The 16,677-nt window shown below is 67.5% G+C and carries 12 protein-coding genes; 9 read left to right on the top strand and 3 right to left on the bottom strand.

Annotated elements, in window-relative coordinates:
* Positions 1-3: 3 nt before the first annotated feature.
* The gene (gene ppc / locus BLQ28_RS00105) at positions 4-2,847 is read right to left on the bottom strand and encodes a phosphoenolpyruvate carboxylase (protein ID WP_093236543.1); all 2,844 of its coding nucleotides are present in this window, start codon (positions 2,845-2,847) and stop codon (positions 4-6) included.
* 84 nt (positions 2,848-2,931) lie between these two features.
* On the opposite strand from ppc, the gene hemC reads away from it, so the two are divergent.
* From hemC to BLQ28_RS00125, 4 genes are read left to right on the top strand one after another with little or no spacing between them, the layout of a single operon-like run.
* Positions 2,932-3,858, top strand: coding sequence for a hydroxymethylbilane synthase (gene hemC, locus BLQ28_RS00110; protein ID WP_093236544.1), 927 nt, complete (start codon positions 2,932-2,934; stop codon positions 3,856-3,858).
* Positions 3,859-3,874: 16 nt separating this feature from the next.
* On the top strand, positions 3,875-4,657 hold the full coding sequence (locus tag BLQ28_RS00115) for a uroporphyrinogen-III synthase (protein WP_093236545.1): 783 nt from the start codon (positions 3,875-3,877) through the stop codon (positions 4,655-4,657).
* Positions 4,654-5,748 carry a uroporphyrinogen-III C-methyltransferase gene (locus tag BLQ28_RS00120; protein ID WP_093236546.1) on the top strand — a complete coding sequence of 365 codons (1,095 nt, stop codon included), beginning with the start codon at positions 4,654-4,656 and terminating at the stop codon, positions 5,746-5,748. Before BLQ28_RS00115 ends, BLQ28_RS00120 begins: the two co-directional genes overlap by 4 nt.
* 7 nt (positions 5,749-5,755) lie before the next feature.
* Positions 5,756-7,039, top strand: a complete 1,284-nt coding sequence (locus BLQ28_RS00125; RefSeq protein WP_093236547.1) for a heme biosynthesis protein HemY — start codon at positions 5,756-5,758, stop codon at positions 7,037-7,039.
* Positions 7,040-7,067: 28 nt separating this feature from the next.
* Here BLQ28_RS00125 and BLQ28_RS00130 read toward each other — a convergent pair whose 3' ends face one another.
* Complete coding sequence (locus BLQ28_RS00130; protein WP_093236548.1) at positions 7,068-8,633, bottom strand: MFS transporter; 1,566 nt, start codon at positions 8,631-8,633, stop codon at positions 7,068-7,070.
* A 107-nt stretch (positions 8,634-8,740) separates the two neighbouring features.
* Between BLQ28_RS00130 and BLQ28_RS00135 the strand changes: the two genes are divergently transcribed.
* The gene (locus BLQ28_RS00135) at positions 8,741-9,619 is read left to right on the top strand and encodes a LysR substrate-binding domain-containing protein (RefSeq protein ID WP_093236549.1); all 879 of its coding nucleotides are present in this window, start codon (positions 8,741-8,743) and stop codon (positions 9,617-9,619) included.
* 69 nt (positions 9,620-9,688) lie between these two features.
* On the opposite strand, the gene BLQ28_RS00140 is transcribed toward BLQ28_RS00135, so the two are convergent.
* A complete protein-coding gene (locus BLQ28_RS00140; RefSeq protein WP_093236550.1) occupies positions 9,689-12,970 on the bottom strand; it encodes an Rne/Rng family ribonuclease in 3,282 nt (1,093 codons plus the stop codon).
* 537 nt (positions 12,971-13,507) lie between these two features.
* Between BLQ28_RS00140 and BLQ28_RS00145 the strand changes: the two genes are divergently transcribed.
* The 4 genes from BLQ28_RS00145 to BLQ28_RS00160 are packed head-to-tail and all read left to right on the top strand — an operon-like array spanning position 13,508 to position 16,675.
* Positions 13,508-14,611, top strand: coding sequence for an RluA family pseudouridine synthase (locus BLQ28_RS00145; protein WP_093236551.1), 1,104 nt, complete (start codon positions 13,508-13,510; stop codon positions 14,609-14,611).
* Complete coding sequence (locus BLQ28_RS00150; protein WP_093236552.1) at positions 14,604-15,275, top strand: HAD family hydrolase; 672 nt, start codon at positions 14,604-14,606, stop codon at positions 15,273-15,275. Before BLQ28_RS00145 ends, BLQ28_RS00150 begins: the two co-directional genes overlap by 8 nt.
* Positions 15,276-15,285: 10 nt before the next feature.
* On the top strand, positions 15,286-15,654 hold the full coding sequence (locus BLQ28_RS00155; protein ID WP_093236553.1) for a Rieske (2Fe-2S) protein: 369 nt from the start codon (positions 15,286-15,288) through the stop codon (positions 15,652-15,654).
* Between the two features lies 1 nt (position 15,655).
* The gene (locus tag BLQ28_RS00160) at positions 15,656-16,675 is read left to right on the top strand and encodes a S49 family peptidase (protein ID WP_093236554.1); all 1,020 of its coding nucleotides are present in this window, start codon (positions 15,656-15,658) and stop codon (positions 16,673-16,675) included.
* The last annotated feature ends 2 nt before the right edge of the window (positions 16,676-16,677 follow it).

Raw genomic sequence — 16,677 nt, forward strand, 5'->3', positions numbered from 1 at the left:
GCGTCAGCCGGTGTTGCGCAAGCCCGCAGCCACGCCGTTGATCGAAATGTGAATGCCGCGCTGCAGCCGCTCGCCGCCATCGCCCGCGCGATAGCGCCGCATCAGCTCCACCTGCAGGTGATGCAGCGGGTCGATGTACGGAAAGCGATGCCGCACCGAGCGCTGCATCTCGGCGTTGCCTTCGAGCCGCTGCTTCGCGCCGGTGATGAGCGTGAGCGCGTCCGAGGTGCGATGCCATTCGGCCTCGATCATCGAGAAGACTTTCTGCCGCAGCTTGCGGTCGCTCACCAGTTCGGCATAGCGCGAGGCCAGCGCGAGGTCGCTCTTGGCAAGCACCATGTCCATGTTCGACAGCAGCGTGCGAAAGAAAGGCCACTGCGCGTACATGCGCTGCAGCAGCGTCTGGCGTTCCTTCTTGCCCGCGGCATTGCCCGCAGCGGCAAGGAACTGCTCCACGCCCGAGCCGAAGCCGAACCAGCCCGGAATGGTGAGGCGGCACTGGCCCCAGCTGAAGCTCCACGGCACCGCGCGCAGGTCGTCGATCTTGTGGCTTGGGTTGCGCGAGGCGGGGCGCGAGCCGATGTTGAGTTCGGCGATCTCACGGATCGGCGTGGCGCTGAAGAAGTACTCGCCGAAGCCCGGTGTCTCGTAGACCAGCTTGCGGTAGGTGGCCATGCTGGCGGCCGAAAGTTCGCTCGCGGCCGACAGGAAGGTGGCGGGCGCCGGCTTGCCCTGCGGCAGCAGCGTGGCTTCGAGCGTGGCGGCCACCAGCGTTTCGAGGTTGCGCCGGCCGATCTCGCGGTTGGCGTACTTGGAGCCGATCACCTCGCCCTGTTCGGTCAGGCGGATCTGTCCGCGCACCGTGCCGGGTGGCTGCGCCAGGATCGCCTGGTAGCTCGGACCGCCGCCGCGCCCCACCGTGCCGCCACGGCCATGGAACATGCGCAGGCGAATCGGGTTGGCCTTCTTCTTGTTGAGTTCGTCGAACAGCGACACCAGCGCGATGCCGGCGCGGTACAGCTCCCAGTTGCTGGTGAAGATGCCGCCGTCCTTGTTGCTGTCGCTGTAGCCGAGCATCACGTCCTGTTCGGCGCCGGAGCGTTCGATCAGCGCCTGGATGTTCGGCAGCGCATAGAAGGCACGCACGATGGGCGCGGCGTTGCGCAGGTCTTCGATGGTTTCGAAGAGCGGCACCACGATCAGGTCGCAGGTCGCGTTGCTGTTCATCGCGCCGCGCAGCAGGCCCACTTCTTTTTGCAGCAGCAGGGCTTCGAGCAGGTCGCTCACCGTTTCGGTGTGGCTGATGATGTAGTGGCGGATGGCGGCCGCGCCGTAGCGGGCACGCGAGGCGCGGGCGGCCGCGAAGATCGCAAGCTCGCTCTTGGCCAGCGGCGAGTAGTCGGCATCGGGCACGCGCAGCGGGCGGGCGTCGTCGAGCAGCTTCAGCAGCAGTGTCTGCTTGGCCTCTTCGGCCAGCGAGGCATACGAAGGCTCGATGCGTGCGGTGGCGAGCAGCTCGGCGATCACGGCTTCGTGCTTGTCGGAACTCTGGCGCAGGTCGACCGTGGCCAGGTGAAAGCCGAACACTTCCACCGCGCGGATCAGCGGCCGAAGGCGCGGCGCCGCGAGCACGCTGCCGTGCTTTTCGTCGAGCGACTCTTCGAGCGTGCGCAGGTCGACAAGGAACTCTTCGGCGCTGGCATACGGGTTCTGCGGTGCGACGGCATGGCGCGCCGCTTCGCCACCGGTGAGTTCGCGCAGCGTGGCCGCAAGGCGCGCGTACACGCCGGTGAGCGCGCGGCGGTAAGGCTCGTCCTTGCGGTGTTCGCTGGTGTCGGGCGAGCGTTCGGCCAGTGCCTGCATCTCGACCGACACATCGACCAGCGTGGCCGAGAGCGACAGCTCGCCGCCCAGGTAGTGCACTTCGGTGAGGTAGTGGCGCAGCGCGAGTTCGGACTGGCGGCTGAGCGCGTATTCGAGCGTCTCGGCGGTCACGTTGGGGTTGCCGTCGCGGTCGCCGCCGATCCACTGGCCCATGCGCAAGAAGGGCGCGACCGACGGCGCGACGCCGCCCTGGGCCAGCGCACCTTCGAGGTCGGCATAGACGCGCGGAATCTCGCGCAGGAAGGTGGCTTCGTAGTAGCTCAGCGCGTTCTCGATCTCGTCGGCCACCGTGAGCTTGGAGAAGCGCAACAGGCGCGTCTGCCAGATCTGCGTGACGCGGATGCGCATCTGCGTTTCGTTGTCGGCGAACTCGATGGGCGTGAGCGCGTCCTTGCCGCCTGCGTAGGCGCTCTGGCGCAGCCGGATCTCGTCGCGCGTGGTCAGCAGCAGCGCGATGGCGCGCTCGGCATCGAGGATGCTCTTGCGCTGCACTTCGGTCGGGTGCGCGGTGAGCACGGGCGACACATAGCTGTGGGCCAGCGAGGCCACGATCTCGTCGGGCTTGACGCCGGCCTTGCGGATGCGGGCCAGCGCGGTCTGCAGGTCGCCGTCGGCGGTTTCGCCGGCACGCTCGGCCTCGGTGCGGCGGCGGATCTGGTGGCGGTCTTCCGCGAGGTTGGCCAGGTGGCTGAAATAAGTGAAGGCGCGGATCACGCGCACCGTTTCGGCCGCGCTCAGGCCCTTGAGCAGGTTCTTCAGGGCACGGTCGGCCGCGTGGTCGGCATCGCGCCGGAACGCCACGGACAGGGTCCGGATCTTTTCCACCAACGCATAGGTCTCGTCGCCCTCCTGTTCCCGGATCACATCGCCGAGGATCCGGCCCAACAGCCGGATGTCGTCGATCAGTGGCTGGTCTTCGGCCTGGCGGCGCTTGGGGGGAGCAGGGGTCTTGCTGGCTTTCATTCGATGTTGTTCCTGGGGACTTGAATGGACGCGCCGACTGCGTTGCTGCGGCGCAACATGCTAGCATTCCGAGGGTCTGAAAACATGTACTTTTTGGGAACGGTCTTGAGCAATATCGTCATCGCCACGCGCGAAAGTCGCCTGGCCTTGTGGCAGGCCGAACACGTGCAGGCACTTCTGCAAGAACGGGGCCACACGGTCAGCCTGCTGGGCCTCACGACCACCGGCGACCAGATCCTCGACCGCTCGCTCAGCAAGGTCGGCGGCAAAGGCCTCTTCGTCAAGGAACTCGAACTCGCGCTGGAAGAGGGGCGCGCCGACATCGCGGTCCACTCGCTCAAGGACGTGCCGATGGACCTGCCCGAAGGCTTCACGCTGGCCTGCGTGCTGGAACGCGAAGACCCGCGCGACGCCCTGGTGTCGCCTCGCTATGCCTCGCTCGACGAACTGCCGCAGGGCGCGGTGGTCGGCACGTCCAGCCTGCGCCGCGTGGTGCTGCTGCGTGCGCTGCGGCCCGACCTGCGCATCGAACCGCTGCGCGGCAATCTCGACACGCGCCTGCGCAAGCTCGACGACGGGCAGTACGACGCGATCGTGCTGGCTGCAGCCGGGCTCAAGCGCTTGGGCCTCGAAAGCCGCATCCGCGTGGCCTTCGATCCCGACGCCATGCTGCCCGCCGCAGGGCAGGGCGCGCTCGGCATCGAGGTGCGCGCGGACCGCGCCGAACTGATCGAGCTATTGGGTTCGCTCACGCACCGGGGCGACTGGCTCTCGACCGCCGCCGAACGCGCCGTGAGCCGTGCGATGGGCGGCAGTTGCTCGATGCCGCTGGCGGCGCATGCCCGCTGGCAGGCTGATGGCGCGCTGCGCATCGACGCGGCGTGGGGCGACCCGGAAGGCCAGGCGCCGCTGGTGAAGATCCACGTGCATGCGCCGGCCGACGACTTCGCCCAGGCCGACGCGCTCGGTGGCCGCGCTGCTGCCATGCTGCGCGACGCGGGCGCCCACTGAAATCCGTGGTCATCGTATGACCGCGCGCCCCGTCATCGTCACGCGACCGGCGCGCGAGGCGGTGCAATGGGTCGATGAATTGCGTGCCGCCGGCATCGATGCGGTGGCGTTGCCGCTGATCGTGATTGCGCCGGTGGCCGACGTCGAACCCCTGCACGCGGCCTGGCGCCGGCTCGCAAGCTATGCGGCATTGATGTTCGTGAGCGCCACGGCCGTCGAGAATTTCTTCCTGCACCAAGGGCCGGATGCGGCGACCGACGCCATTGCGGGCCGCCGCTTCTGGGCCACGGGCCCTGGCACCACGCGCGCCTTGTTGCGCGCTGGCGTGCCGCAGCAAGCCATCGACGCACCGCCCCCCGAAGCCACGCGCTTCGACTCTGAGGCGCTGTGGGAGCGGGTGCGGACCCAGGTGTCGGCAGGCACGCGCGTGCTGATCGTGCGCGGCGGCGATGAGGCGGGGCGCCCGGCCGGCCGCGATTGGCTCGCCAATGAAATCGACACCGCCGGTGGCCTGCGCGACACCGTGGTGGCCTACCGCCGCCTGCCACCGTTGTTCGACAACAGCGCGCGGCAGCTCGCCATCGACGGCGTCGAGGGCCGCGCGATCTGGCTCTTCAGCAGCTCGGAGGCGATCGGCAATCTCCAGCGCGCGATGCCCGATGCGACATGGCACGCGGCAAGCGCGGTGGTCACCCATGCACGCATCGGCGAAGCCGCGCGGGCCGCGGGTTTCGGGGCGTTGCGTGTATGCACACCCTTGCGGGAAGCGCTGATCGCGTCGATAGAATCCTTGGCATGAGTGCCGCGTCCCCGTCCGACGACCTTTCTCCCCCCTCCGCCGTCTCGGCACCGGTGCCCGCCGCGTTGGCGCCGCACCAGACGCCTGCCGCGCAAGCCGCGGGCGCGTTGATCCTGTCGCGCATCGGATTCGGCCTGCTGGCCCTCGTGACCGTCTTCACGCTGATCGCGACCATCGCGCTGTGGCAGAAGGTCAGCGGCATGAAGGAGCAGTTGGCCCGGCAAAGCGCCGACGCCATCGCGCAATCGATGGAAGCGCGTGCGCTGGCACGCCAGGCCAGCGACACCGTGCGCGATTCCGCCGCCCGCGTGGCCCTGATCGAAACTCGCGTGGCTGAAGTCGCGCTGCAGCGTTCGCAGCTCGAAGAACTGATCCAGAGCCTTTCGCGCTCGCGCGACGAAAACCTCGTCATCGATATCGAATCGGCCGTGCGCCTGGCCCTGCAGCAGGCGCAGGTGACGGGCAGCGTCGAGCCCTTGCTCGCGGCACTGAAGGGCGGCGACCTGCGCATCTCGCGCGCCGCACAGCCGCGGCTCGCGCCTCTGCAGCGCGCCATGCAGCGCGACGCCGACCGGCTGCGCAGCAGCGCCAGCACCGACAACGCCGAAGCCCTGCAAAGGCTCGACGAACTGATGCGCAGCGTGGACGACCTGCCGACGCTCAATGCCGTGGCCGTGCGCGGCACCGGCGCCAATGCCTGGCAGGTCGAACCGATTCCCGCCGATGCGCCGTGGTGGCGCCGCGTGCTGCTGACGGTGCGCGGCGAGGCCCGCTCGCTGGTTCGCGTCGGCCGCATCCAGAGCCCCGAAGCCGTGCTGCTGGTGCCCGAACAGTCTTACTTCCTGCGCGAGAACCTCAAGCTCAAGCTGCTCAATGCGCGCCTGTCGCTGCTGTCGCGCCAGGTGGACGCCACGCGCACCGAGCTGGCCCAGGTGGCCGCGTCGCTGAACCGCTATTTCGATCCCGCGTCGCGCCGCACGCAAGCCGCCGCCACGCTGCTGCAGCAGTTGCAGCAACAGGTGAAGACCACCGAGCCCGTGCGTATCGACGACACGCTCGCTGCCCTGGCGACAGCCGCCGCAGGACGCTGATCCACTCATGCGCGCTGCAATCTGGCTCCTTGCGCTCTTCGCCGTCGCGGCGGCCGTGGCCCTGTTCGCGGGCAACAACCAGGGCACGATCACCGTGTTCTGGCCGCCCTGGCGCGTCGACCTGTCGCTGAACCTCGTCCTCGTGATCCTGCTGGCGACCTTCGTGTTGCTGCACGTCGCGCTACGCGCCCTGGCCGCGCTGTTCTCTCTGCCAACGCAGGCGCGCCAATGGCGGCTGCAACAGAAGGAACGCACGCTGCATGCGGCCTTGCTCGACGCGATGGTGCAACTGATCGCTGGCCGCTTCTCGCGGGCACGCAAGGCGGCACAGGCCGCGCTCACGCAAGAGAAGACGCTGTCCGCGCTCGGCGCGAGCCTGCCGCAGGCGCAGCAGGTGCGCGTGCTGGCGCATCTGCTGGCAGCCGAAAGCGCGCAGGCCTTGCAAGACAAGCCGGCGCGTGACGCGCATCTGCAGCAGGCCCTGAACGAAAGCGCCGACCGCACCGTGCTGTCGAGCCCCGAGACGCGCGAAGGCGTGCAACTGCGCGCCGCGCGCTGGGCGCTCGAAGACCGCGATGCGCCCGCTGCACTCGCACGGCTCGAAGAACTGCCGCAGGGCGTGCAACGGCGAACGCTGGCCCTGCGCCTGCATCTCAAGGCGGCCCGCCTGGACCGGCGCACCGTCGAAGCCCTCGAAACCGCGCGCCTGCTGGCCAAGCACCGCGCATTCTCCGAAGCTGCCGCGCAGAGCATCTTGCGCGGGCTGGCCACCGAGCTGCTGTCGGGCGCGCACGATCCGGCGCAACTGCTGCGTGCCTGGTCCGAGCTCGATGCCAACGAACGCGGCATGCCCGAAGTGGCGATCCACGCGGCGCAGCGCATGGTCGCGCTGCGTGGCGACCTGGCATTGGCGCGCGGCTGGCTGTTGCCGGCATGGGAGCGCATGGTCGCCAACCCGCGCGGCCTGGGCGATGCGCTGCGCGTCAAGCTGACGCGCGCGCTCGAAGCGGGGCTCGACTCGGTCGATGCCGACTGGCTGGCCCGCATCGAAAGCGCGCAACGCAACAACCCGCGCGATCCGAACCTGCAGTACCTCGCGGGCATGGCCTGCATGAAGCGGCAGTTGTGGGGCAAGGCCCAGCAGTTGCTTACGCAGGCCGGGCTGGGGCTGCAGGACACCGATCTTTATCGGCGCGCGTGGTCTGCGCTGGCGCAGTTGGCCGAAGCCCGCGAAGACGCGGAGCAGGCCGCCGAGGCGTGGAAGCGCGCGGCGCAGATCGAGAACACCTGAGCGTTTTCTGTCCGGGTGCCCCCTGGCTTCAGGAGCACACGGACTCTTCGGCCTTCAGGCCCGATGCCTGCACAACCGGCTTGCCGTTGCCGAAGATCAGCAGGCTGATGCCTGCCAGCACCCACACACCGATGCCGCCGTAGAGCATCACCAGCCCGAAGCTCTGCACGAGCGCCGCATGAACGGCCGTGCCCGACGGGTCGGCTTGCGACAGGGCCGGAAAGTCTTGCGTGAGCGTGCCGAAGCTGCCGGCCGCGATCTTCTCCGCCACGGCGCGCAACTGCAGCGCATCGAGCGATGCGGACAAGGTGCGCTTCAGATGCGAGTGAATGCCTTCGAGCAGGATGAACCCCATCAGCGCGATGTTGATGGCGAGCGTGATCAGCCGCGCGCTCATGTCCATGCCCGACGCCATGCCCGCGCGGGCGCTCGACACCGAACCGGTGGTGGTGTTGGTCACCGGTGTGTTGGTCAGGCCCAGTCCGATGCCGGCCAGCAGGCAGCCGGGCAGCAGCGTGAGCCAGCTCGCGTGTTCGGCGCTGCTGCCATAGCGCATCGCCAGGAAGCCCAGCCCGATCACGAACAGGCCCGAGGGAATCACCACGCCGGGCCGGTAGCGCAGCGACAGCCGCTCGGCCAGCGGCGGCATGACGAGCGTGGGCAAGGTGTAGGCCAGCAGGGCCGAGCCGGCGGTGACGGCGTCGTAGCCCAGCCCGCTCTGGAAGTAGATCGGCAGGTAGATCATGAACGGCCAGAAGCTGAAGTTCATGCCGATGGAGCCGATGATCGAGCCCGAGAAATTGCGGATGCGGAACACCGAGAAGTCGAACATCGGGTGCGGGTTGATCTTCTCGACCCACAGGAAGGCAGCGAAGCTGACCACCGTCGCGACCAGGATGCCGACGGCCACGGGGCTTGCGAAACCCAGGCCCGGCCCCTGCGTGATGAAGTACGCCAGGCCGAACACCGCGAGCGACAGCGTGACGATGCCCGCCAGGTCCAGCTTCTTCGCATCGGGGTCGCTCGACTCTTCCACGCTGCCCAGCACAAGCGCCAGCGCCACGACGGCCAGCGGCACGTGGACCAGAAAAACCCATTGCCAGCTCGACAGCGCCACGATCGCGCCGCCGATGATCGGTCCGAAACCCAGGCCCATGCCGAAGACCACGCCCCAGATGGCGAAGGCCTTGCTGCGCTCCTTGCCTTCCTGGAACTGATGCGACAGCACCGCGAGCTGGCAGATCAGCATCGCGCCGCCGGCGAGGCCCTGAAGGAAGCGGCTGACGATCAGCACCGATGCGCTTTGCGCGATGCCGCACACCAGCGAAGTGATGCCGAACAGCAGCACGCCGACGATCAGCACGCGCTTGCGGCCGTAGCGGTCGGCCAGCGTGCCGGCGGCCATCAATACCGTGGTGCAGGCGATGGTGTAGGCGTTCATGATCCACTGCATGTCGCTGAAGTCGCCGTGCAGTGCTTTTTCGAGGGTGGGAAGAATGACCGGCACGCTGGAGATTTCCAGGCCGAACATCAAGGCGATCAGGCAGACCGCGGACAAGGCGATCCGGTTCTTGCCGGTGTGTGAGAGAGGCATCGAGCAGCTTTCCGAAAGAGGTTCGGGCGATTCTGTTGAAACCCTCTTCATGATGGAAATGATTTAATTTCCTAGAATTCATTAGAAAACATCATTTATTTGTCGCCATGGATTTCGACCCCACGCTGTTGCGCGCCTTCGTGGCCGTGAAGGAAACCGGTGGCTTCACACGCGCGGCAGAACGCCTGCACCTGACCCAATCGGCCATCAGCCACCAGATCCGCAAGCTCGAAGAGCAGGTGGGCCGGCCGTTGCTGCGCCGCACGACGCGTCGCCTCACGGTGACGGAAGACGGCGAAGACTTCCTTCGCTACGCGCAGCAGATTCTCGACACGCTCGACGCCATGACCCGGCGTTTTCAGCCGTCGCCGATTTCGGGCGCGGTGCGCTTCGGCGTGCCGGACAACTTCATGGGTGACCGGCTGCCGCCGCTGCTCTCGCAGTTCGCGCGCGGCTTTCCGGCGGTGCGACTGGAGGTGAGCGTGAGCATGCATCTCGACCTGCGCGCAATGATCCGCGCCGGCGAGCTCGACCTTGCGGTGGTGATGTCGCCGCCTCATGCCGTCGAGGGCACGCGTCTGCGCCGCACGCAACTGGTCTGGGCCGCAGCTGAAACGTTCGAGGCACCCAAGGGCGCATCGCTGCCGCTGGCCTTCTTTCCCAAGCCCTGCGTCAACCGGGAGGTGGCGGGGTCGGCGCTCGATCTTGCGGCGGTCGACTGGCACGTGGTCTTCACGTCGGCGAGCACGCAGGGCATTCGCGCGGCGGTGCTCGCGGGGCTTGCGGTGACGGTGCTCACGCGGGAAGAAGTGGAGCCGGGCATGAAGATCGTCGACGGGCGCTACGGCCTGCCGGCATTGCCGAGCGTCGACTTCTCGCTGATCTGGAGCGAAGGCGGCAAGACGCCTTGCGCCTGTCGCTTCGGCCAACTGATCCTGGAAATGCCAGAGCCGCCCGTGCCTGGCGCAATGCCTGCGTCAGCGTGAGAAGAACGTCGGCCCCATGAAAAAACGGCGCCAGAGGCGCCGTTTTTATTTACCGCTGAGCGAAGGGGCTCAGAGCGGGTGCTGTTGCTGCTGCTGCGCGTCGCCGGCAGCTGCTTGCTCGAAGGGCAGCGACATCGAGGCGAGGTCGCGGCGGGTTTCGACCAGCACCAGCGGGCCTTCGTCGAGCACGATCACCGGTGGGCGTTCGCGCGGCACGTGGACCGGCTTCGGCTCCGCGGCGATGGCGGCGCGTGCTTGTGCGATGCGATCCGCATCCGAGTTGACCCACTGCAGGCCCGAGCTTGCGGCGATCTGCGTGAGTTCGTTCAGCGGCAGTTCGAAGGCTTGCACCTTGGGCAGCGTGCGGCCATTGGCGGCTGCGGGTGCCGCGGCCTTGCCGTTGCTGCTTTCCGCAACGGCCGGTGCTGGTGCGGGGCGCTGCTCGGCGCGGGCTTGCTGGGGTGCGGGCTCGCGAACTTCCGTGGCGACGGCAACAGTGGCTTCAGCGCGTTCCGACACCAGCGGCAGTTGCTGCTGCGAGCGGGACACCGGGGCTTCTTGCACGTCGCCGACTGCGATGGCTTCCGCTGCCACGGCGCCTTCGGCAACCCGCGCACCGGCCGTGCCGGCTTCGCTGTCGTCGCGCGGGCCGCGCTCGCGGCGGTCGCGGCCGTAGCGGTCACGCGAACGACCACGGCGTTCTTCGCCATCGCGGCGCGGTGCCTGCTCGTTGTTGCCGGCGGCGTCGTTGCCCTGGTCGGCGTCGGTGGTTGCTGCTGCTTCGGCCACGCGGACGTCGGCATCGCCGGCCGCTTGCGGGGCGTCGTTGCGGCGCTCGCGGCGGCCGTCGTTGCGGTCATTATTGCGATCGCCGCGCGGTGCGCGCTGCTCGTCGCGGCCGTTACGGGGCTGGCGTTCGCCTTGGGCGGCATCGTCGCCGGCGGCGGCTTCGCCACGGGACTGCGTGTCGCCATTGCGGTCACCGCGTGCGGTGTTGGCGTCGCCGTTGCGCTCGCCGCGCTCGTTGCGGTCACCACCACGTTCGCCGCGCTCACCACGTTCACGGCGTTCGCCGCGGGCGCGCGGTGCGCGTTCTGCTGCGTTGCCTTCGTCGCCTGCAACGGCGCCTTGTGCCAGTTGCTGGGCTTCGAGGTTGACGTTGCCTTCGAGTGCTTCGGCCGGTGCGTTGCGGCCTTCGCCTTCGCGGCGCTCGCCGCGACCGTTGCGGCGTTGTTCGCCGTCGCGCGGCGCGCGTGCTTCGCGGGGCTCGCGGGGTTCACGCTGCTCGCGCGGTTCGCGTTGTTCACGCGGTGCATTGGTGGCGTCGTTGCGAAGTTCGCTGCTGCGACCTTCACGGCCTTCGCGTCCTTCACGGCGCTCGCCGCCACGGCCACCACGGCGTTCGCCGTCGCGGCCGCCGGAGCGTCCACCTTCGCCACGGCCCTCGCCGCGCGCTTCACCACCACGGCCGCCACGGCGTTGTTCACCGTCACGTGCGCCGCCGCGTGCTTCGCCATCGCGGCCAGGACGGCCATCGCGACGGGGCTTCGGTGCGTCGACCGGGTTCGCGGCCGGTGCGGGTGCAGGCGCCGGAGCGGGGGCCGGCGTGCCGCCGAACAGGTTCTTGATCCAGCCGAAGAAGCCGCTTTGCGCCGGAACGGGCGCGCTCACCACGGGCGGTGCGACCGGTGCGGGTGCGGCGACTGGCGCGCGCACGGCTTCGGGCTTGGGCGGCACCACGGGTGCGGGCGCGTCGGGCAGCACGCCTTTGATGACGGGCGTCTGCTTGTTGGTGGGCTCTTGCGAACGGCGCGTGACGGCCGTTGGATCTTCGATCTCGTCAGCCATCTTGTAGCTGGCCTCGATGTGGTCGAGGCGCGGATCGTCGTGCTTGAGGCGTTCGAGCTTGTAGTTCGGCGTTTCGAGCGTCTTGTTGGGCACCATCAGCACGGTGACGCGCTGCTTGAGCTCGATCTTGGCGATTTCGGGGCGCTTTTCGTTCAGCAGGAACGAGGCCACTTCGACCGGCACCTGGACGTGCACGGCGGCCGTGTTGTCCTTCAGGCATTCCTCTTGAATGATGCGCAGGATCTGCAGCGCGCTCGATTCGGTGTCGCGGATGTGGCCCGAGCCGCCGCAACGGGGGCAGGGGATCGAGGAGCCTTCCGACAGCGCGGGCTTCAGGCGCTGGCGGCTCATTTCCATCAGGCCGAACTTGCTGATCGAGCCGAACTGCACGCGGGCGCGGTCTTGCCGGAGCGCGTCGCGCAGGCGGCTTTCGACTTCGCGGCGGTTCTTCGACTCGTCCATGTCGATGAAGTCGATGACGATCAGGCCGCCCAGGTCGCGCAGGCGCATCTGGCGGGCCACTTCGTCGGCGGCTTCGAGGTTGGTGCGGGTGGCGGTTTCTTCGATGTCGCCGCCCTTGATGGCGCGGGCCGAGTTGACGTCGACCGAAACCAGCGCTTCGGTGTGGTCGATCACGATGGCGCCGCCCGAAGGCAGTTGCACGGTGCGGGCGTAGGCCGACTCGATCTGGTGCTCGATCTGGAAGCGGCTGAACAGGGCCGCGTCGTCGCGGTAGCGCTTCACGCGGGCGGCATGCTCGGGCATGACGTGCGCCATGAACTGCTGCGCCTGGTCGTAGATGTCGTCGGTGTCGATCAGGATGTCGCCGATGTCGTGATTGAAGTAATCACGGATCGCACGGATCACGAGCGACGATTCCTGGTAGATCAGGAAGGCGCCCTTGCCGCCCTTGGCCGCGCCGTCGATGGCGCTCCAGAGCTTGAGCAGGTAGTTCAGGTCCCACTGGAGTTCGGGTGCCGAGCGGCCGATGCCGGCAGTGCGCGCGATGATGCTCATGCCCTTCGGGTACTCGAGCTGGTCCATCGCCTCCTTGAGTTCGGCGCGGTCGTCGCCCTCGATGCGGCGCGAAACGCCACCGCCACGGGGGTTGTTGGGCATCAGCACGACATAGCGGCCGGCCAGCGAGATGAAGGTGGTGAGGGCTGCGCCCTTGTTGCCGCGTTCTTCTTTTTCGACCTGGACGGTGAGTTCCTGGCCTTCGCGGATCGCGTCCTGGATGCGGGCCTGGCTGGCCGACACGCCTTCGGCGAAGTACTGCTTGGAGATTTCCTTGAACGGCAGGAAGCCGTGGCGGTCTTCGCCGTAGTCGACGAAACAGGCTTCGAGCGAAGGCTCGACGCGGGTCACGACCGCTTTGTAGATGTTGCCCTTGCGCTGTTCGCGCCCTTCGATCTCGATTTCGTAGTCGAGGAGCTTTTGCCCGTCGACGATGGCCAGGCGGCGTTCTTCGGCCTGCGTGGCATTGATCAGCATCCGCTTCATGATGCGTTGTCCTTATATGTATCGTTCTGCGGCCCATGAAGGGCCAACGATGCACGGACGACGCCCGCGAAACCAGGGAATTGCCGCTTGGCCCCGGATGCTGTGACTGCCGCGCCAGGCGCGAACAGGCCTCTCGAGCGTCAGCTCAAGAAGACAGCCGGGGTGGGGGCGCGTGGATGGGCGCGAGCCAGATTCGGTGTTGAGTAGCTATCTTTTTGATAGCCGGTTGCGCAAGGGTGGCGCGCGCTACGGACGATTCAATGCCTGAGGCCACTGGCATCAGCCAGCGCAAGCACATTTGAATCAGCAGCATCAACACAACAAGGGACTCGCTTCGATCCGCCGGCAGCTTGGAAGCTGCAGGCTGGGTATTCCGTATCGGTGTTTCGTGGGTGTCGGCTTGACTCGGGTGCCGGGCCTGCCACTTTGCGCAATTGCGCGGGGTTTGCAGCTCGGCGCCAAAGCGGCATCGACCTCACAGCGTGATCGTCAGTGCTCTAAACTTCTGTCTAATCAAGCACTTACACGACCGCGCTGGTGAAAAACATTATAGGTGCGAAGCCAAGCCCCGAGACCGCTCCAAATCCCGCAGGCCAAAAAGCCTCAGGCGAAACCGGGGCGCCTCATTCGGCCATCAAATTCCTCACGGTCGACGCCGAATCCGCCGGGCAGCGGCTGGACAATTTCCTGTTCCGCCATCTGAAAGGTGTCCCCAAGACGCACGTCTACCGGATCATCCGGTCGGGCGAGGTGCGCATTAATAAAGGGCGGGCCCAGGCCGAGACCCGCATCGAGGTCGGCGACGTGCTGCGGCTGCCGCCGGTGCGGATTTCGCCGCGCGCGGAAGAGGGCGCCACCCCGCCAGCGCCGGCACGCGAGTTCCCTGTACTGCTGGAAGACGACGCCGTGCTGGCCATCGACAAGCCCGCCGGCGTGGCGGTGCATGGTGGGAGCGGCGTCAGCTTCGGGGTGATCGAGCAGTTGCGCACGGCACGGCCGGGCGCCAAGTTCCTGGAGCTGGTCCACCGGCTTGACCGCGAAACCTCGGGCATCCTGCTGGTGGCCAAGAAGCGCAGCGCGCTGGTCGCGCTGCAAGACCAATTCCGCGAGCGCGAGACCGGTAAGACCTATCTGGCGCTGGTGGAGGGCAGCTGGCCTGCCAACAAGAAGGTGCTCGACGCGCCGCTCGCCAAATACCTGCTGCCAGGCCCTGACGGCGTAGCGGGTGCCGGCGAGCGCCGCGTGCGCGTGGTCGCAAAAGACCATCCGGACGCGATGCGCGCCGTCACGCTGGTGCGCGTGCTGGCGCGGCTCACGTTGCCGGGCGACGCCACGCCGCTGTCCTTGCTGGCGGTGACCATCAAGACAGGCCGAACCCACCAGATCCGCGTTCACCTGGCGTCGGCCGGCCATGCGATTGCGGGCGACGACAAATACGGTGACTTCGAGCGCCAGCGTGCGTTGCAGAAGCTCGGTCTCAAGCGCATGTTCCTGCATGCCTGGCGGCTCCAGTTCAACCACCCGGCCAGCGGCGAACGCGTGGCGCTGCAGGCCGACCTGCCGCCCGAGCTGCTCGCGCTGATGCCCCCCGCCGCGCTCGACGCGATGGCCCAACACCCCACTCCCACGTCCCATGACTGATTCCGCCAGACCTCCACGCTTCGACCTCATCGCCTTCGACTGGGACGGCACGCTCTATGACTCCACCAAGCTGATCGTGCGCTGCATCCAGGCCGCGGTGGTCGATGTCGGCGGCGCCAAGCCCAGCGAGAACGACGCTGCCTGGGTGATCGGCCTGGGCCTTGCCGAGGCATTGGCCCGCGCGGCCCCCGATGTGCCCAAGGAGAAATACGCCGAGCTCGGTGCCCGCTACCGTTACCACTACCTGCAGCACCAGGACGACATCGTGCTGTTCGACGGTGTGCTGCCGATGCTCGATGCGCTGCGCGCGCGCGGCCACAAGCTGGCGGTGGCCACGGGCAAGTCGCGCCGCGGGCTGAACGAGGCGCTGAAGTCGGTCGCCCTGCGCGACCGCTTCGATGCCTCGCGCACCGCCGACGAGACCTTCGGCAAGCCGCATCCGCGCATGCTGCTGGAACTGATGGAAGAGCTCGAAGTGGCGCCGGAGCGCACCCTGATGATCGGCGACACCACGCACGACCTGCAGCTGGCGCAAAACGCCGGCTGCCCCAGCGTGGGTGTGAGCTACGGCGCGCACGAGCCCGCCAGCTTCGATCAATTCAAGCCCCTGTTCGTCGCCCATTCGATCGCCAGCCTGGAAGCGTGGCTCCTCGACAACGCCTGAGAGTTTCTTCATGAGCGAAGAACGCATCCCGCTGTGCAATGCCTCGGACCTTGTCGAAGGCGGCCGCGCCGTGCCTTTCGACGTGGTCCACGGCGGGGAAAGCTGCCGCGCCTTCGCGGTGCGTTTCGAGGGGCTGCCCCATGCGTATCTCAACCGCTGCAGCCACGTCGCGATGGAGATGGATTTTCAGCCCGACCGCTTCTTCGACGACTCCGGCCAGTGGCTGCTGTGCGCGACGCACGGCGCGGTCTACAAGCCCGACACCGGCGAATGCGCGGGCGGCCCCTGCCGTGGCGGCCTCGTGAAGATCGCACTGAGCGAGCATGACGGCGTGGTGCACTGGCATACTGACTGGAACCTCCACCCCCTGACTTTCTGACATGACCGACCCGAACCGAACTGAACCCGAAGGGTTCGAACCATTTGAGCCGGCCACCCCCAAGAACATGGCCAAAGATCCCACCCAACGTCCCGGCTGGGAGCGCGCGACGCTCGAGAAACTTGCCTTCGCCGCACTGAGCGAGCAGAAGGCCACGCGCCGCTGGAAGACTTTCGTGCGTCTGTCCTGGCTTGCCTTCTTCATCTTCCTGGCGTGGTTCGCGCTCTCGCGCAGCACGCCGAGCACCGCCAAGACCACGGCGCACACGGCCGTCGTCGAGATCAAGGGCGAAATCGCCGCCGGTGGGGACGCGAGCGCGGAGTTCGTCGTCGCCGCCATGAAGACGGCCTTCGAGGACGATGGTGCCAAGGGCGTGGTCTTGCTGATCAACTCACCCGGCGGCAGCCCGGTGCAGGCCGGCATCATCAACGACGAGATCAAGCGGCTGAAGGCCAAGTACAAGAAGCCGATCTACGCCGTGGTCGAAGAGACCTGCGCCTCGGCGGCTTACTACATCGCCGCCGCCACCGACAAGATCTATGTCGACAAGGCCAGCATCGTCGGCAGCATCGGCGTGCTGATGGACGGCTTCGGCTTTACGGGCGTGATGGAAAAGGTCGGCGTCGAGCGCCGCCTCTTGACCGCAGGCGAGAACAAGGGCTTTCTCGATCCGTTCAGCCCGATGAGCGATGCGCAACGCGCCCATGCCCAGACGATGCTGAACCAGATCCACGCGCAGTTCATCAATGTGGTGAAGACCGGCCGCGGCGACCGCCTGAAGCTCGACACCCCGGGCCTCTTCAGCGGCCTGTTCTGGAGCGGCGAGCAAGCCGTCGAGTACGGCCTGGCCGACCAACTGGGTAATGTCGACTACGTGGCACGCGAAGTGATCAAGGCCGACGAGGTGATCGACTACACGCGCCGCGACAACGTGGCCGAGAAGCTGGCGAAGAAGTTTGGCGCCTCCATGGCTGAGACCACGGTGCGCCTGATGCAGAGCTATACGCCGGCGCTGCGCTGATT

The sequence above is a fragment of the Variovorax sp. EL159 genome (assembly GCF_900100965.1).
GTDB lineage: Bacteria > Pseudomonadota > Gammaproteobacteria > Burkholderiales > Burkholderiaceae_C > Variovorax.